This is a genomic window from Kordiimonas lacus, assembly GCF_001550055.1.
Lineage (GTDB): Bacteria > Pseudomonadota > Alphaproteobacteria > Sphingomonadales > Kordiimonadaceae > Kordiimonas > Kordiimonas lacus.
The window spans coordinates 293,681-316,231 of record NZ_LRUA01000007.1 but is presented as its reverse complement, the minus strand read 5'-3'; the positions used below and the strand labels follow the sequence as shown (position 1 = coordinate 316,231).

Below are 22,551 nucleotides of genomic sequence, written 5' to 3'. Positions count from 1 at the left end.
AAATCAGGAGGCTGTTTTGGACTGTAAAGAATGCGAAACCATCAAAGGTCATATTTTTCCGGAGACTTTTTTCTGGATTTACCTGCCGACCACAGAGGCCACGGCCAGATTGAAAAAGATGGTCGAATGCCTTGGTTATACCGGCGAACCACTTGATCAGACTATGGTCCGGGTCGTGGTGCCGGCAACTGGTGTCGGCGCTTTCCTGACGGTCCTCTTTGGGGAATTCAATGGTCAGGAGCTGGCCAATACCAAAATTGTCACCACCCGGGATGATCATTTGGGACCAGCGGACATGGGGCGCGTGTTTCAGGCGGATGTTTTCATCAACCGGTTCCAGAGCCAGTGGATCATCGAAGCGCTTGAGGCCAAGCGGTTTGAAACCTGGTTCCAGCCGATCTTCCATGCGGCAAGGCCGGACAAGGCCTTCGCCCAGGAAGGGCTGTTCAGGCTTCGGGACGCCAGCGGCACGATCATTCCGCCTACGCATGTCTTTGATGTTGCAGGCAAATCTGACCTGCTGTTCACCGCCGACCTGCTGGCTCGCAAGTGCGCGGTTGAGACGGCCGCTGCCGCCGGGCTGAAGGGCAAGATTTTCATCAACTTCAACCCGTCCAGCATTTATGACCCGGCCTATTGCCTGCGGGCGACCGCCGCGGCGATTGAATCTGTAGGGCTGAAGCCTGAGGATATCGTGTTCGAGCTGACAGAAACCCATGAGGCGCGGGACAAGGCCCACCTGAAGGGCATTTTGGCCTTCTACCGGGGCGCGGGCTTCGGCGTGGCGCTGGACGATATCGGTTCTGGCTGGTCGGGCCTTAACATGCTGCATGAGATGCGGCCGGATTATGTCAAACTGGACATGGATCTGGTGCGGGATGTCCACAAGGACAGCTTCAAGCAGACCATCGTCAAGCGCCTGCTGCAGATCGCATCTGACAACCGGATCAGGACGATTGCCGAAGGCATTGAATGCGCAGAAGAGGCCCGTTATCTGACAGACATGGGCGCGGATTACCTGCAGGGCTATTATTTCGCCAAACCCGCCCCTGTGTTGCCAGCGGAAGAAAGCCCGCTGGCAAAAGCTGGCTAAAAGATCGCCGCCGCCGCGACGCTGAGGCCGATGCCGAACAGGGCCCAGATGGCGATGGGGCGGTGGGATGCGTCGCCATGTTTCTCGAACAGCCAGTCGCCCGTGCGGTTGCCGATCAGCATGGCCGGATAGCAGACGGCGAAGAGCGTCAGTTCCTTGAGGCCGATGATGCCCTCCACGGTATAGCTGGTGGCGGCGAAAGCGGCGGAAAACAGGAAGAAGCCCATCAGGAAGGCGCGCGCCACCCGTGCCCGGTCATAGACTGCCATGGAATAGATGATCACCGGCGGCCCGGGGATCGCCAGAGCGCCATTGAGAAGCCCTGATACCAGCCCCGACCCAAGCCCGAACATGCCGCCCGCCCGGTGCGGTGCGGGCTTGTATTTTGCCAGAAGGAAGCAGGCCAGCATCACGGTGCCGCCGATCAAAAGCCGGAACATATCCGGGCTGAAAATGAGCAGGAGATAGGTGCCAAACAGGGTGCCGATGGCGGAGGTGACAATCATCCCCGCCATATCCTTTATGGGGACGTCCTTCCAGTAGCTGCGGATGGTCTGCAGCGACACCGTCAGCGTCAGCAGCACGATCACACTAGCGGCTGTGGTGGGCGCCAGCACAAGGCTGAGGATCGGCAGTGCGGCGAGCGCAAAACCGAAGCCCGTGAAGGCCCGCAAAATGGCGGCCAGCAAAATCGTCGCGGCCAGCCCCACCATGGTGAGCAGGCCGATTTCCGAAAGGATGTCTGCCACCTGGGTTACGCCGCCTTCTGGCCAAGCCGCACCAGGCGGCCGGGCCTGAGGCCTGTAAGCTTGTCATTCTCAACCACCACCTTGCCGTCAACAACGGTGGCAATATAGCCGGTGGCTTCCTGCAGCAGACGCTGGCCGCCCGCCGGCAGGTCCTTGACCATATGGGGTGCGTGTAGGCGGAGATTCTTGTGGTCGATCACATTGATATTGGCTTTCTTGCCAACCTCTAACCGCCCGCGGTCAGTGAAGCCGACATAATCGGCGATCTCGGACGTCAGCATCTGTACGGCGCGCGCAAGCGGGATTTGCGGGCCCTGCTTGCGGTCCCGTGCCCAGTGGCACAGAAGGTAAGTTGGGAAGCTGGCGTCACACACGGTGCCCACATGGGCCCCGCCGTCCGACAGGCCCATGATGGCTTGCGGGTGGGTCATCATCTCATGCACCGCGCTATAATTCAGGTCGGTATAATTATAGATTGGGAAATAGAGGAACTCCTGCCCGTCTTTTTCAAGCAGTATGTCATAGATTTTCGAAAGCGGCGTCAAGCCGTCCGCCTGCGCCATCTTGTATACGCTGGCCTCCACGCTTTGCTCATAATCGGGGTTTTCGCCCAGCTTGAACATCTTGCAGCTGATGAAATCAATCTGCTGCAACAGGATATCCGCCAGCGGCGGGATGGCCGTGCCGTCGCCCGCCACCTTTTCTGATTTCTCGCTCAGCAGCTGTTCCTTGAAGTCCGGATCACGCATGGCGTCCACGCGCTCCTCCAGCGGCAGGTGGCTGATGCGCTTGTAGCTTGGGAAGCCGATGAAGGGATGGAAAGTGCACTGCAGCCCCAGGATCACCCCAATGCCGCGCGGCGCGGTTTGCAGCCGCATGTTGATGCCTTTGTCCTTCGCAGCTTCCGCGCGGGCCAGAATGTTGCGCCACTGTTTGGGGGCAAAGTCCCGCTGCATCAGCGACAGCGAAAATGGCCGTCCGTCCGCCGCGCCTGCGAAGGCCTCCAGAAGGTCAAACTCGCGGTCGAAAGCTGTCGGGTCGCCGCGCTCCAGGTCGAAATCATTCACCGCCTGCAGCACGCCGTGGTCTAATCCCTTGAAGGCTTCTGCGATGCCGACCAGTTCTTCCCTGGTGGCTTCGGATGCCGGGGTCCAGTCACCGTCCGCCGTGCGGTGCACGTCAGACCGGCCGGTGGAAAAGCCAACTGCCCCGGCCTCAAGCGCCGCCCGTGTCAGCTCCCGCATTTTGGCGATGTCCTCAACTGTGGCGGGCTCGTCAGAGACCGCGCGGTCGCCCATCACATAGACGCGCAGCGGGTCATGCACGATCTGGGCGGCATAATCGATGGTGTGGGGGAAATCGATGGCGTCCATATAGTCCGCGAAACTTTCCCAGTTCCAGGTCAGGCCTTCCGCCAGCGCGGTGCCGGGGATGTCCTCCACCCCTTCCATCAGGCGCACAAGCCGGTCATGGTCCTTCGGTAGCACAGGGGCGAAGCCTACGCCGCAGCTGCCCATCACCGCCGTGGTTACGCCGTGGTTGACACTGGGCTGCAGGTCAGCGTCCCAGGACACCTGACCGTCATAATGGGTGTGCAGGTCCAGGAAACCGGGGGTGACGATGGCGCCTGCGGCGTCAATCACGCGGTCGGCCTCGCCAAGGTTGGTGCCGATGGCAGCGATCTTGCCGTCCATCACGGCTACATCGCCAGTGATGGGCTCAGTGCCATTGCCGTCATAAATGGTGCCGCCCTTGATGATCAAATCATAAGCCATGGGTGTCCTCCTGAAGTGTCGGGGGTGAATAAGACGTCAGCCGGTCCACCAGCCGGAACGCGCCGGTCACAGCGAAGCCGCCAATGAAATGCCAGATGCCCCAGGTGGCGAGAACCATCGCCCCGGAGCCAAGCCCGCCAAACTGACTGAGCATGATAAGAAGGCCGAGGCCTGAATTCTGGATGCCGATTTCGAACACAAGCGCGCGCCGGGCGGCGCCTGTTCTGAGGCCCAGCATGCCCACAAGGCCGCCAAGGATGAAGGCTGCCGTGTTGTGAAGCGCCACATAGGGCAGGATCTGGTCACCGAAATGTTTGAGCAGATCCATGTTGGTCGCGAGCCCCACGGCCACGATCACCACAATCACGCCCACGGCAATCGGCAGGCATACGCGCTGCAGTTTGTGGGCAAAAGTTGGGCGAACGTGCGACAGGACAATGCCTATCAGCAGCGGCACCAGCAGGGTGAAACTGGTGTTCAGCACAAACGACAGGCGGTCCAGATGGATGGCCTCAACAAGGTCCCGCGTGGGGGCGTAAAGGCTGGTCCAGAACAGGATCGCCAGCGGCAGGAAGGCCGCGGAAAACAGGCTGGAGCAGGTGGTGAGCGAGACCGAATAGGCCACATCACCCCGGCTGAGGCGCGTGAACAGGTTGGATACATTGCCGCCGGGGCAACAGGCCACGATGATCATGCCGAGCGCGATGCCGGCCATGGGCTGGAACAGGGTCAGCAACGCAAGGGTGATCAGCGGCAGTCCGATGATCTGCGCCATCAGGCCATAGAGCACGCTGCGCTTGTGGGTTCTAAGGAACGAGAAATCATCTGTCTTGAGCCCCAGCGCCACGGAAAACATGGTGAAGGCGAGCGAGATGGCGAGCGCGAGCTGCGTGCCCGGCTCCAGCGTGATCACGGCGTCATTGATGGCGCTTGCGTCCATGCTTCCCATCCCTCCCAATGTGTCCCCTTCCCAAAGGACAGGCCAAATCTACTTGACGCATGGGCGCTTGTGAATGACAGTCGGCGTCTAAAAATTGATATTTTACGCCAAAGGCCATTCCCAAGTAACACCATGACAGAAACCGTCCTGACCCGCTACCTGACCACGCTTGTAGACGCGATGGAAGCCGATTACGGCGTTGCGTCGAGCGCGCTTTACCGTGCGGCCGGGATCGCGCCGCTCGCGGACGGGCGGATCGAGGAAGCCGACGCGGAGGCACTGTGGGTGGCGGCGGAGAAGCTGTCTGGTGACGGGCTTCTGGGCCTGCGCGTAGGTGGGCGCGTGCGCTACAGCAGCTATTCGACGCTTGGCCACCTGCTGGTGACCGCCAAAACGGTGGGCGACTCGCTCCGTGCGGCGTGCGAGCTTGCCTTCTATGTGGGGGCCGCCGGCCAGCTTGAGATGGAAGACCGGGCGGGGGAGTGCGCTATCGTCTATAAGCCGCTCAGGCCCAATTGGCGCGCGCCCCATGTACGCTCGGAAGCGGTGCTTCTACCGATGGTGCGCTTTGCGCGCTGGGCGTCGCCTGGCGTGGTGCCCAAACAGGTGTGCCTGACCCGGCCCATTCCGCGCAACCCGCAAGCTTATGCGGATGCGTTTGGGGCACCGGTCACCTTCGGGGCGGCCTGCCATGAGGTGATCTGGGACGCGGAGGCGCTCAATCAGCCGATGAACGACGCCAACCCGGCCCTGAACGAGATGCTGCGGGCGCATGTGGAAGCGGAAATGCCCAAAAGGGACAGCCTGCATGCAGATGTTCGGGCGCACTTGTTGGCGGCATTGGCGGGCGGCGGAGACACCAGCATCACAGCCATTGCACGCCTTATGGGCATGTCGGAACGCAGCCTGCAGCGAGCACTGTCGGCGGAAGGTGCGGCGTTCCGCGACATGCTCAGCGACGTACGGCGGGAGGAGGCCGGCAGGCTGCTGCGTGAAACCAAACTGCCGGTGGCCGATGTTGCAGCCCGGCTGGGATATTCCGAGCCCGCCGCCTTTGTGCGGGCCTTCCGGCGCTGGTTTGACGCGTCGCCCAACCAGTGGCGGAAAAAGCCAAACGGCTGATTGGCGGCCGCCCAAACTTGGGCTAGGGTTAACAAATATGACACAGGTATCAGGGTAGAATAGAGCGCAGATGATGTTGAAAAAAATAGCAAAAGCGGCCGGGCTGACGATCAGTTTTGTGGCCGCGTTAATGACAGTTGAGGGAAGTGTTTCTATGAGTACAGCCGAGGATAAAACCCCCGTCGATATGATCGTGCATGGCCGCTATGTGGTAACCATGGATGACGCCAAGGGTGTGATCGAAGGTGGGGCCGTTGCGGTCAAGGACGGCGCTATCGTGGCCGTGGGCACGAATGCTGAGATCGCGAGCGCCTACAGCACTGACAATGAAATCGCGGGTGACGACCGGGTGCTGATGCCGGGCCTTGTGAACGGCCACACCCACACGGCCATGACCCTGTTTCGCGGCATGGCCGATGACCTGGAACTGATGACCTGGCTGACCACCTATATCTTCCCCATGGAAGGCCGTTATGTGGACCCGGAGTTTATCCGCATCGGGTCTGAGTTGGCCTGTTGGGAAATGATCCAGAGCGGCACGACCAGCTTCGTCGATATGTATTTCTACCCCGAAGAAATTGCGGGCGTGGTGGACAAGTGCGGCCTCCGCGCCGTGATCACCGCGCCGATGATCGACTACCCCAGCCCGGGCTTCAAGGGTTGGGATGACAGTTTTGCGGCTGGCGTGAAATTTGTTCAGGACTGGCAGGGCAAGAATGCCCGCATCACGCCGGGCCTTGCGCCGCACGCGCCCTACACGGTGTCGAAAGAGCATCTCGCGGATGTGGCCAAAGTGGCCAGGGAGCTGGGCGCCCCCATCTCCATCCATGTTGCCGAAGATAAATCCGAGCTCGACACCATTGAAGGCAAATACCAGCAAACTTCCATTGAAGAACTCGCTGACGTCGGCATGCTGGACGCGCAGGTGATTGCCGCCCATGTGGTGTGGCCGTCAGACAGCGACATGGAACTGGTCGCGGGCAAAAGCTTTGCCGCCATCCATAACCCTACGTCGAACATGAAAACCGGTGCTGGCTTTTCGCCCGTGCCCAAGCTGCTGGAAGCGGGCGTGACTGTGGGGCTGGCGACAGACGGTGCGGCATCGAACAACAACCTGAATATGTGGGATGAAATCCACCTTGCGGCGCTCATTCACAAGGGTGTGGCGACAGACCCGACGGTCCTGCCAGCCGCGACCGCGCTTGACCTGGCGACCCGCATGGGTGCCAAGGCTGCGGGGCTTGAAGGCGTGACGGGCGCTTTGAAGCCGGGGCTCCGGGCGGACATGATCCAGGTGTCTGTGGACAGCCTTCGCATGCAGCCCCTCTATGACGTGGTGTCGCAGCTTGTGTATGTCGCGGATCAGCAGGATGTGGTGACCACCATTGTCGACGGCAAACTCTTGATGGCGGACGGCAAGGTGCTGACCATTGATGAAGCGGACCTGCGCGCCCGTGTGCTGGAGATATCAGCGCGAATTCGAGCGGATGTGGACTTGTTGAAATGATAGCCTCTTGAAACCAAGAGAGGATTATGACAACTATTAAGTGTCATCTGCGCTTTGGCTAAGCAACTAAACCAATTTTATTTTGGCTATCTTTTGCGAAGGTTGAATATGAAATCTAAGCTCTTTTCCAAAAAGTCGTGGCTTGAAATGGATTCATTCAAGGACGACATCGTGAAGTTGCTTGAGCTAAGTCAAGATGTCTTAGTTCAGTACCCACAAGTGGTTGTGAAAATTCACCTAACTAGGACTTCAGATGAAGCAGATGTTCTTTATGCAAATGCTTCAGACTTGCTAAAGGTTGAAGAGGCTAAGCTAAGAAGTTGTTTTAAAGTTTGTGGGTCATTTATCTTGGTTCTAGCCCCTGATGGCGACGGTGCTAGCGATAACATTGATGATGTTGTTGACGATATTTCTTCAGCATTAGCGCTTTCTGATGACGATAGACAAAAACTCTCAGCTTTCTTGGCTGTTGTTCGCAAGGTTTCTCAGGAGGACTTTCACGAGGCCCAACGTCGGAAAGAATACGAAGTAACCGGCTTGCCTACGTTACGAGGAGTTAGCGGAAATGTAAATCTTCGAGCGATTTTTGACACACATTACAAAAGTAGTATTTCGATCGATAATTACTCGCCCAAATGCGAAGGTTTAACTGCGGTTGCTGTTCTGAAGATGAGGCTAGATGAGGAAAGCCCCCTTGAGCATGTGTTTATGCAGATGACACAGAAAGACATCCGCTTTTTGATTGATCATCTTGAAGCTATGGAAAAGCAAATGGATGCTCTGATTTCATATGTTGACCTCGAAAAAAGAGCCGAGCGTCAAAAATGAAAAATGTCCGATATATAGAAGACTATATTCAGGGGCCGCAAAACAAGGATGCTTTTGAAGATACCAAGGAAGATGTATCTTTACCGAGTGATAAACTGCAAGACTTCCAATTCGACCTTGAGACGGTGAATGACAAGCTAGATATTCTAGTTTCAAAGAGAAAGCGAAAGGTCGATATGAAAAGATCCGTGGCCCTTCTGCTATCGTCTCTATTCTGCGGTTCGAGTATCTCGTTTTTAGTGATGTCGCTGTTCGGAGAAATTTTTATTCCGTGGGAATTTTTTGGAGCGATGTCATTTGCTTCCGGTGGATTGGCTATCGCGTCTTTTCAAATACTCGTGGGAGTTGATGGTAAGCGATATGAGTGAAGAAACCCCAGATAAGAGCGATAAAGAAGGCTTGAGTGGCGGTCCATTGTCTGTGATCGCTCGACATTTGGATTATCGAAAGTTAACGTCCGCTCAGATATCAAATCATATATCTGACATAATAGCTGCAGTGCTTACTGCATCATTTTTTCTCAATAGTGAAAATGAAATCCTCGAATTTATTCTGGTAATCGTAGTTCTGGGGTGGAGTGTTGCTTGCTACTTTGTGTCAAAGCCCTCGTCGGATGGACTCGATGAATGACAGGCCTTTGTCTGAGCTCACTTGTATCAAATTTGAGGCATTATTTTACAGGACCTTAAAAACCGTGTGTTATGACAGAAAGACAGTACATCAGGCACATCCAGTATTCATGTAGGCGAGGGCGTTGTGAGCGAGCCAGAATTCAGCTTATTCCTTGTCAAAAAGAGCTTCATCGACAAAGCGGATGATCGGTTCAAGACGATCATGCGGTGGAAGGATGTCGACCTTTTCAGACAACCGCTGAGTTTCCTGTTCCCCGCTGACGCTCACGACAGGGTCGAACGCCTGCTGGACCGCGATGACGTGTCCATTTTCCAGAATGTTGTGTTCCCGCGCGTGCCGCTCCGCCTCAAGACCGGTGGCTATATCAACTTCGATATGAAGCTGGTGACCAAGGGCCCGGACGAGCGCCAGCTGGACTTCTACAAGCCCGGTCGCGCGGACGAAGCAAACACCGCGCAATCGACCGAAGCCGCCGCACCTGCCGCCGACATGTACAGCTTCTTCAATTTCGTTGAGGATCTGCTGGCGTCCCCGTTCGAGGATGACCTGGACCTGACCATGGTCAGCATGGATGCGCTGAGGGACGGCAGCGATGCTGGCCTGACGGACGAAGAGAAAGACAGCGCCCGGACAGAATTTGAAGCCAACCTGCAAAAACATGCGGTTGGCGGCAAGGTTGGCAAGCTGGATGAGGCCTCCTACGGCCTTCTGACCGGCACCGGCTTTGACGAGGAAGCCTTTGATCTTGAGATGCAGAATGTGGCAGCGCGGCTGAATATCGCGCCCGAAAAGCTCGCGCTCAAGAAAGCCAATATGGCCATCGATGATCGCGATGTTGCACCCGAGAAACTGCACCAGGCGCTCCACCAGGCGCGCGGCGTGTTCGTGGGCGAAATTGAAGACGAGCATGGCATCGAGAAGCTCACCGGCGTCCTTGACGGCATTGAGCACAACAGGAAGCTCATTCAGGACGCGATCAAGAAATACAAATACCGCACCAGCCCGCGGTCGGTCTCGGATAATGTGGCGTCGGTTTCCATCGCCCTGTTGCAGCAGGGCAAGGTGAACCTTGAAGGCCAGATCAGGCGTCCCGATGAGATCATCGTGCTGGCCGACCATCCGGATATCTCGATCGAACATGACCTGGCGCAGCTCGAGGACCTTATTCGCATGCGGGTCAGGAAGCCTGCGGACGAACGCGAAAAGCCCGATTATTACGAACTGTGCCGTTCCACCATGATCCAGGAACGCTTCATTGAGGAACTGGAGGCCATGCTGACCCGCCACGGCGAAGAGGCGTCGCGCGTGGGCTTCCGCATCAAGGGCATGCCGCCCGTGCGCCGCGGTGGTTTGCATTGGGACGCACTCAACCGCCTGGCGGCCAAGGGCCACCCCATCTGGATCGACCGCTTCGGTGATGCGGTGGTGGCACCCGAAGCGCTCAAATGCCTGATGGGGGGGATGATCGAAATGCCGCCGCCACTGATGAAAAAGCTGGCCGGGCACTTTGACGGCAAGGAAATGATGAGCCAACTGGTTGCCACCTGGCAGGCCATGAATGTCCGCGTTGTGTCCGCAGACCTGCCGGACTATGACATGAAGACGCTGGCGCAGGAGCTGGGCATCACCATCGCGGTTGAGGATGCGCCCGAAGCATTGGCCAGCTAATCTGCCGCAGGACTTCCCGAACAATTGATAATGGCTTCACCTCTGTATGGCATCTGGGTGATTTTTTGATTGATTTGCCGTTCGTCAAATCGCACCTTCAAAAAAAGATATGCTAGTATGCATCAAGAAGAATAAGAGGGGGCAATTGTGGCGGAAAACACCAGTCAGCCACGTCGCATGAACGACGACCTGATCACAGCCCATGTGGGCGAAACCGGCGGCCTGATGCGCGCACTGAATGCGCTGCAGCAGCATGACGGCTATATTGATGCCGCCCTGGTTCCAAAGCTTGCCAAGGCCTTCAATATCACCAAGGCCGAAGTGAAGGGCGTGATCAGCTTCTATGATGATTTTACGAAGGCGCCCAAAGGCAAGCATGTCATCCGCATCTGTCAGGCGGAGGCCTGCCAGGCGGTGGGTAGCCGCGGGCTGACAGCAGCAGCGATTGAAAAACTGGGTATTGGCCTTGGGGAAACGACACCCGATGGCCGCGTGACGGTCGAGGCCGTCTATTGCCTGGGCCTGTGTGCGTCCGGCCCCGCCGCCATGGTGGACGGTCAGCTGAAGGGCCGGGTGAGTGCCCACCTCTTTGATGCTTATGCCGAGGAGGGTGAGGCATGACCAAAATCTATGTCCCGCTTGATAGTTCAGCCGTGGCCATGGGCGCCGATGAGGTGGCAGCCAAAATCGAGGCCATCACCGGCATCGCGCCTGTCCGGAACGGCAGCCGCGGCATGGCGTGGCTGGAGCCGCTGGTGGAAGTGGAAACCCCAAAAGGCCGCGTGGCCTATGGCCCCGTAACGCTGGATGACGTTGCAGGCCTGATCAGGGACGGTATGATGGAAGGGCGGGCGCACGCGCTGTGCCACGGCCTGACGGAAGAACTGCCGTTCCTTGCGAGGCAGGAACGCCTGACCTTCGCGCGCTGCGGCATCACCAACCCGCTGTCGATGGATGAGTACGCCAGCCACGGCGGGCTTGACGGCATCCAGAAAGCCATCGGGATGAGCGCCGAGGCGATCTGTGACGAGGTCATGACCTCCGGCCTCAGGGGCCGGGGCGGCGCGGCCTTCCCTGCGGGCATCAAATGGAACACCGTGCGCGGTGCTGACGCGGACCAGAAATATATCGTCTGCAACGCGGACGAGGGCGACAGTGGCACTTTCGCCGACCGGATGATCATGGAGGGCGATCCGCTCCTCCTGATCGAGGGCATGGCGATCGCGGGTCTGGGGACCGGCGCGACCAAAGGGTACATTTATCTGCGCTCGGAATACCCGGTTGCGAAGCGGGTCCTGACGGCCGCGATCGACCGTGCCTATTGGAAAGGCTTGCTCGGTAACGATGTGCTTGGCTCGGGCAAGGCTTTCCACCTGGAAGTTTTCATGGGGGCGGGTGCCTATATCTGCGGCGAGGAAACCTCGCTTCTGGAAAGCCTGGAGGGCAAGCGTGGTCAGGTGCGTGCCAAGCCGCCGCTGCCGGCGCTTGAAGGCCTCATGGCCAAGCCGACGCTGGTGCATAATGTGATCAGCCTGTGTGCTGTGCCGACCATTCTGGCCAAGGGTGGAGAGTTCTACCGTGACCATGGGATGGGGCGCTCCACCGGCACCATGCCGTTCCAGATTGCCGGCAATGTGGCGTGTGGGGGGCTCGTGGAAAAAGCCTTCGGTGTGACGCTTGGTGAACTGGTGAACGGTTTCGGCGGCGGCACGCGTTCTGGCCGCCCCATTAAGGCCGCGCAGGTGGGTGGTCCGCTGGGCGCCTATATCCCTTTGGACAAGTTCGACATGCCGATGGACTATGAAACCTTCGCCAAAATTGGCGCAGGGGTGGGCCATGGTGGTATAGTGGTGTTTGACGACACGGCGGACATGGCCGAGCAGGCGAAATATGCCTTCGATTTCTGTGCCCACGAAAGCTGCGGCAAATGCACCCCGTGCCGGATTGGCGCGGTGCGTGGCTCGGAAGAGATGGCGAAGCTGATTGCAGGCGGTGACGCCACAACACACCTGACGCTTGTTGAAGACCTGTGCGAGGTAATGGAAGACGGATCGCTGTGCGCGATGGGCGGTATGACACCGGTGCCGGTGAAAAGCGCCCTTGACTATTTTCCGGAAGATTTCCTGAAGGGAGACAAAGGATGACCCTTCTTAAAGAAAAAGATTTTGGTACCCCGGCTGTAAAGTCGGAGGAGACCGTGACACTGGAAGTGGACGGCCAGGCCGTCAGCGTGCCCAAGGGCACCAGCGTGATGCGCGCGGCGGCAGAAGCCGGGATTTCCATTCCCAAACTGTGTGCGACCGATATGGTCAAGCAGTTCGGCAGTTGCCGTCTGTGCCTTGTGGAAATTGATGGCCGCAAGGGCACGCCGTCATCGTGCACGACACATGCCGAAGACGGCATGGTGGTGAAAACCCAGACCGACCGGCTGGCGCGTCTGCGCCGTGGGGTGATGGAGCTTTATATTTCCGACCACCCGCTGGACTGCCTGACGTGCCCGACGAACGGCGACTGTGAGCTGCAGGACATGGCTGGTGCCGTGGGGCTTCGGAATGTGCGCTACGGCTATGAGGGCGAGAACCATCTGGATCTCGAAAAGGATGAAAGTACACCATACTTCACCTATGACCCGTCCAAATGCATTGTCTGCTCGCGCTGCGTTCGGGCGTGCGACGAGGTGCAGGGCACGCTTGCGCTGACCATTGAGGGCCGCGGGTTCGAGAGCCGCGTCGCAACGGGCGCGGAAGACTTCTTCAGTTCGGAATGCGTTTCCTGCGGCGCCTGCGTGCAGGCCTGCCCAACCGCGACGCTGGCGGAAAATGACCTGATCGAACACGGCGTGCCCGACCGCACAGTGATCACCACCTGCGCTTACTGCGGCGTCGGTTGCAGCTTCAAGGCGGAGATCAAGGGCGACCGCGTGGTGCGTATGATCCCTGAAAAAGCAGGCAAGGCCAACCATGGCCATTCTTGTGTCAAAGGCCGCTTCGCCTGGGGCTACGCCACCCACAAGGACCGCATCACCACCCCGATGATCCGGGAAGCCATCACTGACGAATGGCAGGAAGTGTCGTGGGACGAGGCCATCGCCTTCGCCGCCAAGCGCCTCAAGGGCGTGCAGGAAAAATATGGCCGTAAGGCTATCGGCGGTATTACCTCAAGCCGCTGCACCAACGAGGAAGTCTGGCTGGTGCAGAAGATCATCCGGGCGGCCTTTGGCAACAATAATGTGGATACCTGTGCGCGCGTGTGCCATTCGCCCACTGGCTACGGCCTGAAGCAAACCTTCGGCACCAGTGCGGGTACACAGAATTTCGATTCTGTCGAAAAGGCCGACGTGATCATGGTGATTGGCTCCAACCCGACAGACGCCCACCCTGTGTTCGGCAGCCAGATGAAGCGCCGCCTCAGGGAAGGCGCCAAGCTAATTGTGCTGGACCCACGCAAGATTGACCTGGTGGAAACCCCGCATGTGAAGGCGGACTATCACCTGCCGCTGCAGCCGGGCACCAATGTGGCGGTGATCAACGCACTGGCGCATGTGATCGTCGCGGAAGGCCTGCATGACGAAGCCTTCGTGCGCGAGCGCTGTGAAATGGATGCGTTCGAGGAATGGAAAGCCTTCATCCTCGACCCCGTCAACTCGCCAGAGGAAGTGGCCAAGGTAGCGGGCGTGAGCGCTGATGATATCCGCGCCGCGGCGCGCCTCTATGCCACCGGCGGCAACGGGGCCATCTATTACGGCCTTGGGGTCACGGAACACAGCCAAGGGTCCACGATGGTGATGGGCATGGCCAACCTGGCGATGGCCACCGGCAACATCGGCCGTGAAGGCGTGGGCGTGAACCCGATGCGCGGGCAGAACAACGTGCAAGGCTCGTGCGATATGGGTTCCTTCCCGCATGAGCTGGCGGGCTACCGGCCTGTGAGCGACGATGCGGTCCGGAAAACGTTTGAGGACCATTGGGGCGTCAGCCTGGATGGCGAGCCGGGTCTTCGTATCCCCGGCATGTTCGATGAAGCCTGCGCCGGGAATTATAAGGGCATGTATATCCAAGGCGAGGATGTCGCCCAATCTGACCCCAACATCCTCCATGTCGAAGCGGCACTCCGGAATATGGAATGCGTGGTGGTGCAGGACCTGTTCCTGAATGAAACCGCCCGCTTTGCCCATGTGTTCCTGCCCGGCACCAGCTTCCTGGAGAAAGACGGCACCTTCATCAACGCCGAGCGCCGCATCGGCCGTGTGCGCAAGGTGATGAAGCCGCAGACCGGCATTGAGGAATGGAAAGTCACGGCCATGCTGTCGGAAGCCATGGGCTATCCGATGCCGTACGATAGCGCGGCTGAAATCATGGATGAGATAGCGGCGCTGACACCGACGTTTGCGGGCGTGTCGTTTGACAGGCTTGACCGCGACGGCAGCCTGCAGTGGCCTGTGAATGATGATGCCCCTGACGGTACGCCGATCATGCATGTGGACGGCTTCGTGCGCGGCAAGGGCCTGTTTGTGGTGACGGAATATGTGCCGACGGAAGAAAAGACCAACCGCAAATTCCCGTTGATCCTGACAACCGGCCGTATCCTCAGCCAGTATAATGTGGGCGCGCAAACCCGCCGCACGGACAATAACAAATGGATGCAGGAAGACGTGCTGGAGATCCATGCGTCCGACGCCGAAATGCGCGGCATCCAGACCGGCGACTGGGTGTCTGTGAAGTCAAGGAAGGGCGAGACGACACTGCGGGCTGAAATTTCCGACCGCATGGCGCCGGGCGTGGTTTATACCACCTTCCACCACCCGGAAAGCGGCACCAATGTGGTGACCACTGAGCTTTCCGACTGGGCCACCAATTGCCCCGAATATAAGGTGACAGCAGTGGATGTTGGGCTGGCGAACCACAAGTCCAGCTGGCAGGAACAATATGCGGCGGAGACGCCTACCATGCGGCGGGTCAAGGCCCCCGCGGCGGCGGAGTAAACTGTGGCGCCGAAGGATGTCAGAATGCCCAAGTGGGACGCAGATGTAACTGTGACCGGCAAGCGCGCAGGCGCGTCGGTCAGTTGGCACGTGCCCGAGGAAGCGCCGGTGGCGCTTGTCTATAACGGGCTTAATCATGCTGTGATGCTGGCGTCCCCGGCTGACCTTGGGGATTTTGCGCTGGGGTTCAGTGTGACCGAGGGCATTGTGAAGCGCCCGGATGACATCCGGACTATTGAGGTGTTTGAGAAGGACCAGGGCATTGACCTGATGATCACGCTTGCTGACGCACCTTTCGAGCGTTTCAAACTGAAGCATAGCCGGCGGGCGATGACGGGGCGCACGGGGTGCGGCCTGTGCGGGATCGACAGCATGGAAGAACTGTTCCAGACCGTGCGGCCCGTTGCAGAGATGCCGGCGGCGCTTGATGAAGCCGTTGTACGCAAGGCCGTTTGTGCCTTCGATGGCTTGCAACCGCTCAAAAAGCTGAACAGGTCCGTGCATGGTGCTGCATGGGTGACGTTGGCTGGGGATATCACGCTCGTGCGCGAGGATGTCGGTCGGCATAATGCGCTCGACAAGCTTTTAGGCGCCCTGATGCGGGACGGCACAGACATGACAGCCGGCTTTGTCCTGGTGTCCAGCCGCGCGTCCTATGAGATGGCGCAGAAATGCGTGGCGGTGGGCGCGCCGGCGCTTGTGTGCCTGTCGGCGCCCACGGCCTTTGCGATCCGGCTGGCGCAAGAGGCCAGGCTCACGCTCGCCAACTGGTCCACTGATGGCCTTGTCAGCTTCTAGCCTTTCGGTTTCAGCAGCAGCTCGTCAAGCGGGCGCCGCTTGGGCGCGAAACTGTTGACCTTATGGTCCGCCTTGTAGCCAACCGAGACGCCGCAGATCAGCTTGTAGTTTTCCGGGATATCGAAGCGGGCTTTCACAGGCCCGGCCCAGGTGGCGAGCGCCGCCTGCATGCAGGTGCCAAGGCCACGTTCTTCGGCCGCCAGCGCCAGCGACTGCAGAAATATACCTGTATCCAGGGCCGAGTAGGCCCCAAGGCTGCTTTCACAGAAAACAAACAGAGCCGTGGGCGCGTCGAAAAAGCTGAAGTTGCGGGCCATCTGGGCGTGGCGCGCTGCCTTGTCGCCGCGTTCGATCCCCAGTGTGCCATACAGGCCGTGGCCCGTATCGCGGTAGCGCGCGCCCAGCTCGGGCGGGTATTTCATGATGGTGTTAAAGTCGCCGTCCGGTTTGACGCCGCCTTTCATCAAGGCGCCGAATTTGGCGAACAGGCCGGCGCGCTGGACCTTGGCGGCGGTGTTGAAACGGGCGGTCAGTTCAGCCCCGATTTCTTTCGCCACTTCGCCAGAGGCCACGGCAACCCGGTAAGGCTGCACATTGCCCCAGGAAGGGGCGAGAAGGGCGGTTTCAAGAACATCGGTCAGGAGGTCTTCCGGTACCGGGTCCGGCTTGAATGCGCGAATGCTGCGCCTGTTCGCTAGTGCCTCTGTGACGGCCCCGGTTTGAGTCATTGCTGCGTCCTCCCATTATTTCTGCGCGCATATCACCATATTGGCTGTGCGTAACACACGACAAGGATTGTGGCCCTACGAATATGAATTTCTGCTATTCGGCGGACTTCAACCCCGGCATACCGTGGATTTTGATCTCTGGCGTTTTCATGCCGTAGAGGTCAAGGTCCCGGCCCGCGCGCATCATTTGGTCGCGGAACCAGCTGTGGGCCGGGTGGTTCGTCAGCCGTTTGTGCCACACCAAAACACCACCGATCATGTGGCCCGGGGGCGCGATAGGGCTTGGCACAACATGCAGATCAAAAAACTGGTTACATTTGGTGGCGATCCGGCTGGGGACGGTGACGATCATGTCGGTTGTAGCCACCAGCATGGGGGCAGGGCCGAAATTGTTGATCATCATGACGATCCGGCGCTTGAGGCCCATTTCTTCAAGCTGGTCGTCGACAAAGCCGTGCGCGTCCCCGCGCGGGGACACCAGCACGTGGCGGGCAGCCGCATATTCTTCAACCGGGATGGCGTCTTTGTAGCGCGCCAGCGGGTGGTTCTTGCTCATCATGCAGACAAAATGGTCGCTGGATACATTCAGGCGTGCGAACCGGTCGGGCACATCGCCAAGGGGCATCAGGCCATAGTCCGCGTCCTGATGGTCAAGCCGTTCGAACAGGCGGCCCTCAATCGGGATGGTGTGGACATTGATACCCGGTGCTTCGTTGGTGATGTATTCGGCGACATAGGGCAGCAGCATCATGGCCACATAATCTGTTGTGGCGATGGTGAAGGTGCGCTCCGCCTTCGCCGGGTCAAACGCCACCGGGTTCAGGGCTTCTTCAATTTCACCAAGCGCCCGCCTGACCGGCAGTTCCAGTTCCAGCGCGCGCGCTGTCGGGCGCATGCCGTCTGTGCCGCGTACGAACAGGTCATCCCGCATCACATGCCGAAGCCGGTTGAGCGCGTTCGACACTGCTGGCTGCGACATGCCGATCTTCTGCCCCGCCTTGGTTGCGTTTCGTGTGCTCATCACCGCGTCAAACACGAGGAGCAGATTCAGGTCGATTCCAGCCAAATTCACCATATGAATATCCAAATTTCGAAATATCAATTTCCATAATATATGGGACCTTCCCATATAGGCGCAAGGGTCGAACGTGGAGGGCAACATCCCGGGCATCGATTGCTGACAGAATTTGTCAGGGATGCGCGGGTAAGTTGCCCCCGAACCAAACGGGGGTCCCAACCGTTTGATCCATAAGGAAGGCGAGGAGACGCAAAATGCCTAAGACCATGACAGCAATGGACGAGTTTGCCGTCCGGCTGGCCAAATTTGTGATTGGCCACCGGTGGCTCGTTATTTTTGCGACACTTTTGACAACTGCGGCCGTGACCTACGGTGCGCAGTTCTTACAAATGTCGAACAACTATCGTGACTTTTTCTCTGAATCGAACCCTGAGTTGCAGGCGTTTGAGGAGTTCCAGGGAACCTACACCAAAAACGATAATTTCTTTTTCACCATCGTTCCCGAAGAAGGGGATGTGTTTACAGCTGAAACACTGGCGCTGGTGGAGGAGCTGACCACCGAGGCCTGGCAGATCCCCTTCAGCCTGCGTGTCGACAGTGTGACCAACTTCCAGCACACCTGGGCCGATGAAGACGACCTGATCGTTGAAGACCTGGTGAAGGGCGCGGAAAGCCTGACGGCTGAAGAACTGGCGGAAAAGAGCCAGGTGGCCATCACTGAACCGCTTCTGAGGGACCAGCTTGTGGCCCGCGATGGCCGTGCGATCGCTGTCAATGTGGTGCTGCAGTATCCACAGGTTGACCCGTTCGAGGTGCCGCAGGCGGTTGAATATGCCCGCACCCTCCGCGCGGACCTGCTGCAGAAATACCCAGGCCATAAAATCTACATGACTGGTGTTTCCATGCTGAATATGGCGTTCCAGGAAGCCGGCATGAAAGATGTCATGACCATGATTCCGCTGATGTATGGGCTGCTGCTTCTGCTGATGGCGGTCACGGTTCGGTCGATCGCGGGCACGCTTGTGACACTTCTGATGATCGCTTTTGCCTCCATGATTGGTATGGGCGCGGCCGGTTTCTACGGCGTGGCCCTGACGCCCATTGCGCTGTCGGCGCCGACGATCATTCTGACGCTGGCGATTGCCGATGCGGTCCATATCCTGATTACCATGCGCAACAGCATGAAGGCGGGCATGACCAAGCGGGACGCGCTGATTGAAGCGGTTCGGGTGAATTTCCTGGCGGTGATGATCACGTCGCTGACGACAGCCATCGGCTTCCTGGCGCTGAACTTCGGTGACGCCCCGCCGTTCTGGCACCTGGGCAATATCTCGGCCGTCGGTATTGTGGCAGCATGGGCCATGTCCGTAACCTTCCTGCCGGCCATGATGAGCCTCCTGCCGGTGCGGGCACCGAAGCTGGCGGCGGCAAATGAAAACAACTTCTTTGCCCGCCTGGCGGATTTCGTGGTGGCCCACAACAAGAAGCTGTTCTACGGCATTGGCGCGTTTGCCATTGTGCTGATTTCGGCGGTGCCGCAGATTGAATTCAACGACCAGTGGACCGAATATTTCGACGAGAGCATCGAATTCCGCCGCGACAGCGATGCGTCAACCGAATATTTCGGCTTCTACCCGATCGAGTTTTCGGTTCTGGCAAAGGGTGAGGGCGGCGTATCCGAGCCGGAGTTCCTGCAGAAACTGGACGAGTTCACCCAGTTCCTGCGCCAGCAGCCGAACGTGACCCACGTTTATTCGTTGACGGACATCATGAAGCGGCTGAACCGCAACATGCACGCCGATGAGGCCAGCTGGTACAAGCTGCCCGATGACCGTGAGCTGTCGGCCCAGTATCTGCTTCTGTATGAACTGTCGCTGCCTTACGGCCTTGACCTGAATGACCGGGTGAATATCGACAAGTCCGCAACCCGGGTAACGGCAACGCTGACCAACACCTCAACCCTTGAAACCAAGGTGTTCCTGGATGCGGCCCGTGGCTGGATCACGGAGAATGCGCCGGAATACATGCAGGCCACAGTACCGACCAGCGCGCAGGTGATGTTCACCTATGTGGCGGAACGCAATGTGGAAAGCATGATTGCGGGCAACATCATTGCCATCGTTGCCATCGGCATCGTGATGATGTTCGCGCTGAAATCCGCCCGCCTTGGGGCGCTTTCCATGGTGCCGAACGGCCTGCCGATTGTGGTGGCATTCGGGGCCTGGGCGCTGATGGTTGGAACCGTGGGCTTCTCGGTTGCGGCGGTGGCGAGCGTGTCGCTCGGCATCGTGGTGGACGACACGGTCCACTTCCTGGCCAAATATGTCCGGGGTATCCGCGAGAAGGGCTATGACCGCGCGGGTGCCATCAAATATGCCTTCGAGACCGTGGGCATGGCGCTGGTGGTCAATACTGTGATCCTGGTGATCGGGTTCGCGTACCTTGCCACCTCCCACTTCAAAATGAATGCAGACATGGGCCTGTTGACGGCGCTGGCGATCACATTCGCCTTGCTGTTCGACTTCCTGTTCCTGCCAGCACTGATGCTGCGCGGGTCAGGCAAGCTCATTTCTGGACAAAAAGATGATAGCGAAGGAGTACAACAAAATGTTCAAACGCAACCTGCAGAATAAACTGGCCGCCGCGCTGGCGGTGGTCACGCTGGGCTTTTCCCTCATCGCACCCGTGAAGGCGGACGAGGCGGCCGACAAGGGCTATGAGATCGCGGCCCGGTCTGACCGGTCTGACCTGGGCTTCACCAGTTCAGAAGTGACCGCGGTGATGACACTGACCAACTCGGCCGGCAATACATCAACCCGCGAGATGTATTTCAAGACGCTGGAGAAGGAAAATGAAGAGGTGGGCGACAAGTCGCTCACCGTTTTCGAGACCCCGCGTGACGTGCAGGGTACGGCGCTCCTCAGCCACGCCAAGATCCTGGAAGCGGATGACCAGTGGCTCTATCTGCCGGCGCTGAAGCGCGTGAAGCGCATCAGCTCAACGAACAAGTCTGGCCCGTTCGTGGGGTCCGAGTTTGCGTTCGAGGATTTCACCTCAACCGAGCTCAACAAATATGACTATAAATTCATCGGCGAAGATGAGTTCGACGGCATGAAAGTGGATGTGGTTGAGCGCTTCCCGCGCTATGAGAACTCCGGCTATGTGCGCCAGATCGCCTTGGTTGACCAGGAGGTGTTCCAGGTGCGCAAGATCGATTTCTATGACCGCAAGAACAGCCTGCTCAAGACCCTGACACTGAAGGACTACCGCGAGTATGAAGGCGGTGTGTGGCGCGCGCATGAGCTTGAAATGGTCAATCACCAGACCGGCAAATCCACCACGCTGAGCTACGGCGACTACAGCTTCAAAACCGGCCTTCAAGACAATGACTTTGTCAAAGGCGTGCTGAAGCGCATTCGCTAGGGGCCGGTGATGACGAATTCTGTCCTGAGTAAAACCCCGATTGTGGCGGCGCTTCTGGCCCTAAGCTCCCCAGCTGCCACAGCCGGGGAATGGGATGTGTCCGGCTCCGTTGGCACTGAGTTACGTACATTTTTCGAAAAGGGTACGCAGCCGGGCCAGTTGGACACCTTCCAGCCTTCCCTCCTGCTCGAGGGAGACGTGCGCTGGCAGTCTGATAACCGCCAGTGGGATGTGGTTCTGGTGCCATATGCCCGACTGGACGGGAAAGACGGCCAGCGCACGCATGCAGATATGCGCGAAGCCTACGTACGTTGGACCGGTGATGAATGGACCGTGCGCGCGGGCCTCGCCAAGATTTTCTGGGGCGTCACGGAAAGCCGCCATCTGGTGGATATCATCAACCAGTCTGACAGCGTTGAGGACATCGACGACGAAGACAAGCTGGGCCAGCCGATGGTGGAAGTATCCACCATTCGCGATTGGGGGCAGCTCACAGCCTATGTGATGCCGCGTTTCCGCAAGCGCACGTTCGCGGGCGCGGACGGCAGGCTGCGGGCCCCTTTCCTCGTCGAGAATGACCTGACCCGGTTTGACGAAGGCCGGGACGATGACGAGGATGTGGATTTCGCCCTTCGCTACAGCCACTATTTCGGTGACTGGGATGTGGGCCTCTCCTTCTTCCGTGGGGCTGACCGCGAACCACGGCTGGTGTTCGACGGCACGCGCGGCCTTCTCGCGCCCTACTATGACGACATCACCCAGGTGGGCGTGGACCTGCAGTACACCAAGGAAGCGTGGCTCTGGAAGTTTGAAGGCATCGTGCGCGACACGCCGTTCCAGACCTTCGCGGCGGCTGTGGGCGGGGTGGAATATACCTTCTACGGCGTCACTGACGCGGGCGCAGACCTCGGCGTGCTGGTGGAATTCCAGTATGATGGCCGGTCATCAGACCCGCTTCTGGCGCCCCAGACCATCGCAGACAATGATATCTTCATTGGCACGCGCCTCGCGCTCAATGACGCGGAGGACACTGATTTCCTTGGCGGTATTGTTGTGGATGTGGAAGACGGCTCCATGTCGGGGCTGGTGGAAAGTTCCCGCCGGTTTGGCGCCAACTGGGTTGGCGAAATTGAGGGCCGCTTTTTCATGAACACAGACGCCGACAACCTGCTGTACGGCTTCCGGCGTGACAGCCATGTGATGCTCAGGCTCACACGGTATTTTTAGGGAACTATCAGGGTAATTTCTCGCTTACCCAGTGACTGGAGCGGACGGGGCAGCAGCCCCG

19 protein-coding genes are annotated in these 22,551 nt (G+C 58.7%); 14 read left to right on the top strand and 5 right to left on the bottom strand.

Annotated elements, in window-relative coordinates; translation table 11 throughout:
- The first annotated feature begins 16 nt into the window (after positions 1–16).
- Positions 17–1,093, top strand: a complete 1,077-nt coding sequence (locus KORLAC_RS14450; RefSeq protein WP_068307641.1) for an EAL domain-containing protein — start codon at positions 17–19, stop codon at positions 1,091–1,093.
- On the opposite strand, the gene KORLAC_RS14445 is transcribed toward KORLAC_RS14450, so the two are convergent.
- The 3 genes from KORLAC_RS14445 to KORLAC_RS14435 are packed head-to-tail and all read right to left on the bottom strand — an operon-like array spanning position 1,090 to position 4,557.
- Positions 1,090–1,842, bottom strand: a complete 753-nt coding sequence (locus tag KORLAC_RS14445) for a sulfite exporter TauE/SafE family protein (protein WP_068307639.1) — start codon at positions 1,840–1,842, stop codon at positions 1,090–1,092. The genes KORLAC_RS14450 and KORLAC_RS14445 overlap by 4 nt on opposite strands.
- Before the next feature lie 5 nt (positions 1,843–1,847).
- A complete protein-coding gene (locus tag KORLAC_RS14440; protein WP_068307638.1) occupies positions 1,848–3,617 on the bottom strand; it encodes an N-acyl-D-amino-acid deacylase family protein in 1,770 nt (589 codons plus the stop codon).
- On the bottom strand, positions 3,607–4,557 hold the full coding sequence (locus KORLAC_RS14435) for a bile acid:sodium symporter family protein (RefSeq protein ID WP_068307637.1): 951 nt from the start codon (positions 4,555–4,557) through the stop codon (positions 3,607–3,609). Before KORLAC_RS14435 ends, KORLAC_RS14440 begins: the two co-directional genes overlap by 11 nt.
- A gap of 132 nt (positions 4,558–4,689) precedes the next feature.
- On the opposite strand from KORLAC_RS14435, the gene KORLAC_RS14430 reads away from it, so the two are divergent.
- The 10 genes from KORLAC_RS14430 to fdhD all read left to right on the top strand — a co-directional run bounded on the left by KORLAC_RS14430 (position 4,690) and on the right by fdhD (position 16,094).
- Positions 4,690–5,679 carry an AraC family transcriptional regulator gene (locus KORLAC_RS14430; protein ID WP_068307635.1) on the top strand — a complete coding sequence of 330 codons (990 nt, stop codon included), beginning with the start codon at positions 4,690–4,692 and terminating at the stop codon, positions 5,677–5,679.
- A gap of 154 nt (positions 5,680–5,833) precedes the next feature.
- Positions 5,834–7,186 (top strand): amidohydrolase family protein, encoded by a 1,353-nt coding sequence (locus KORLAC_RS14425; RefSeq protein WP_241493429.1) that lies wholly within the window; start codon positions 5,834–5,836, stop codon positions 7,184–7,186.
- Positions 7,187–7,294: 108 nt separating this feature from the next.
- The gene (locus KORLAC_RS14420) at positions 7,295–8,014 is read left to right on the top strand and encodes a hypothetical protein (protein ID WP_139167622.1); all 720 of its coding nucleotides are present in this window, start codon (positions 7,295–7,297) and stop codon (positions 8,012–8,014) included.
- Positions 8,011–8,382, top strand: coding sequence for a hypothetical protein (locus KORLAC_RS14415; RefSeq protein ID WP_068307631.1), 372 nt, complete (start codon positions 8,011–8,013; stop codon positions 8,380–8,382). Before KORLAC_RS14420 ends, KORLAC_RS14415 begins: the two co-directional genes overlap by 4 nt.
- Positions 8,375–8,644, top strand: coding sequence for a hypothetical protein (locus KORLAC_RS18815; RefSeq protein ID WP_139167620.1), 270 nt, complete (start codon positions 8,375–8,377; stop codon positions 8,642–8,644). The genes KORLAC_RS14415 and KORLAC_RS18815 overlap by 8 nt, the downstream gene beginning before the upstream one ends.
- 126 nt (positions 8,645–8,770) lie before the next feature.
- Entirely contained in the window at positions 8,771–10,315 is a 1,545-nt protein-coding gene (locus KORLAC_RS14410; protein WP_068307629.1) for an EAL domain-containing protein, read from the top strand.
- 147 nt (positions 10,316–10,462) lie between these two features.
- Positions 10,463–10,936 (top strand): NAD(P)H-dependent oxidoreductase subunit E, encoded by a 474-nt coding sequence (locus KORLAC_RS14405; RefSeq protein WP_241493428.1) that lies wholly within the window; start codon positions 10,463–10,465, stop codon positions 10,934–10,936.
- A complete protein-coding gene (locus tag KORLAC_RS14400) occupies positions 10,933–12,459 on the top strand; it encodes a formate dehydrogenase beta subunit (RefSeq protein ID WP_068307623.1) in 1,527 nt (508 codons plus the stop codon). The genes KORLAC_RS14405 and KORLAC_RS14400 overlap by 4 nt, the downstream gene beginning before the upstream one ends.
- Positions 12,456–15,296 carry a formate dehydrogenase subunit alpha gene (gene fdhF / locus KORLAC_RS14395; protein WP_068307621.1) on the top strand — a complete coding sequence of 947 codons (2,841 nt, stop codon included), beginning with the start codon at positions 12,456–12,458 and terminating at the stop codon, positions 15,294–15,296. The genes KORLAC_RS14400 and fdhF overlap by 4 nt, the downstream gene beginning before the upstream one ends.
- Positions 15,297–15,320: 24 nt before the next feature.
- The gene (gene fdhD, locus KORLAC_RS14390) at positions 15,321–16,094 is read left to right on the top strand and encodes a formate dehydrogenase accessory sulfurtransferase FdhD (RefSeq protein ID WP_068307619.1); all 774 of its coding nucleotides are present in this window, start codon (positions 15,321–15,323) and stop codon (positions 16,092–16,094) included.
- On the opposite strand, the gene KORLAC_RS14385 is transcribed toward fdhD, so the two are convergent.
- Both KORLAC_RS14385 and KORLAC_RS14380 read right to left on the bottom strand, forming a co-directional pair.
- Positions 16,091–16,822 (bottom strand): nitroreductase, encoded by a 732-nt coding sequence (locus KORLAC_RS14385; protein ID WP_068307617.1) that lies wholly within the window; start codon positions 16,820–16,822, stop codon positions 16,091–16,093. The genes fdhD and KORLAC_RS14385 overlap by 4 nt on opposite strands.
- A gap of 94 nt (positions 16,823–16,916) precedes the next feature.
- Positions 16,917–17,897 carry a LysR family transcriptional regulator gene (locus tag KORLAC_RS14380; protein WP_068307615.1) on the bottom strand — a complete coding sequence of 327 codons (981 nt, stop codon included), beginning with the start codon at positions 17,895–17,897 and terminating at the stop codon, positions 16,917–16,919.
- Between the two features lie 197 nt (positions 17,898–18,094).
- Here KORLAC_RS14380 and KORLAC_RS14375 point away from each other — a divergent pair, with 197 nt between their 5' ends.
- From KORLAC_RS14375 to KORLAC_RS14365, 3 genes are read left to right on the top strand one after another with little or no spacing between them, the layout of a single operon-like run.
- Positions 18,095–20,473: an efflux RND transporter permease subunit gene (locus KORLAC_RS14375; protein ID WP_068307614.1), complete on the top strand. Its 2,379-nt coding sequence runs from the start codon at positions 18,095–18,097 to the stop codon at positions 20,471–20,473.
- Entirely contained in the window at positions 20,448–21,263 is an 816-nt protein-coding gene (locus tag KORLAC_RS14370) for an outer membrane lipoprotein-sorting protein (RefSeq protein WP_068307613.1), read from the top strand. Before KORLAC_RS14375 ends, KORLAC_RS14370 begins: the two co-directional genes overlap by 26 nt.
- 9 nt (positions 21,264–21,272) lie before the next feature.
- Complete coding sequence (locus KORLAC_RS14365; RefSeq protein WP_068307611.1) at positions 21,273–22,490, top strand: hypothetical protein; 1,218 nt, start codon at positions 21,273–21,275, stop codon at positions 22,488–22,490.
- Positions 22,491–22,551: the final 61 nt, after the last annotated feature.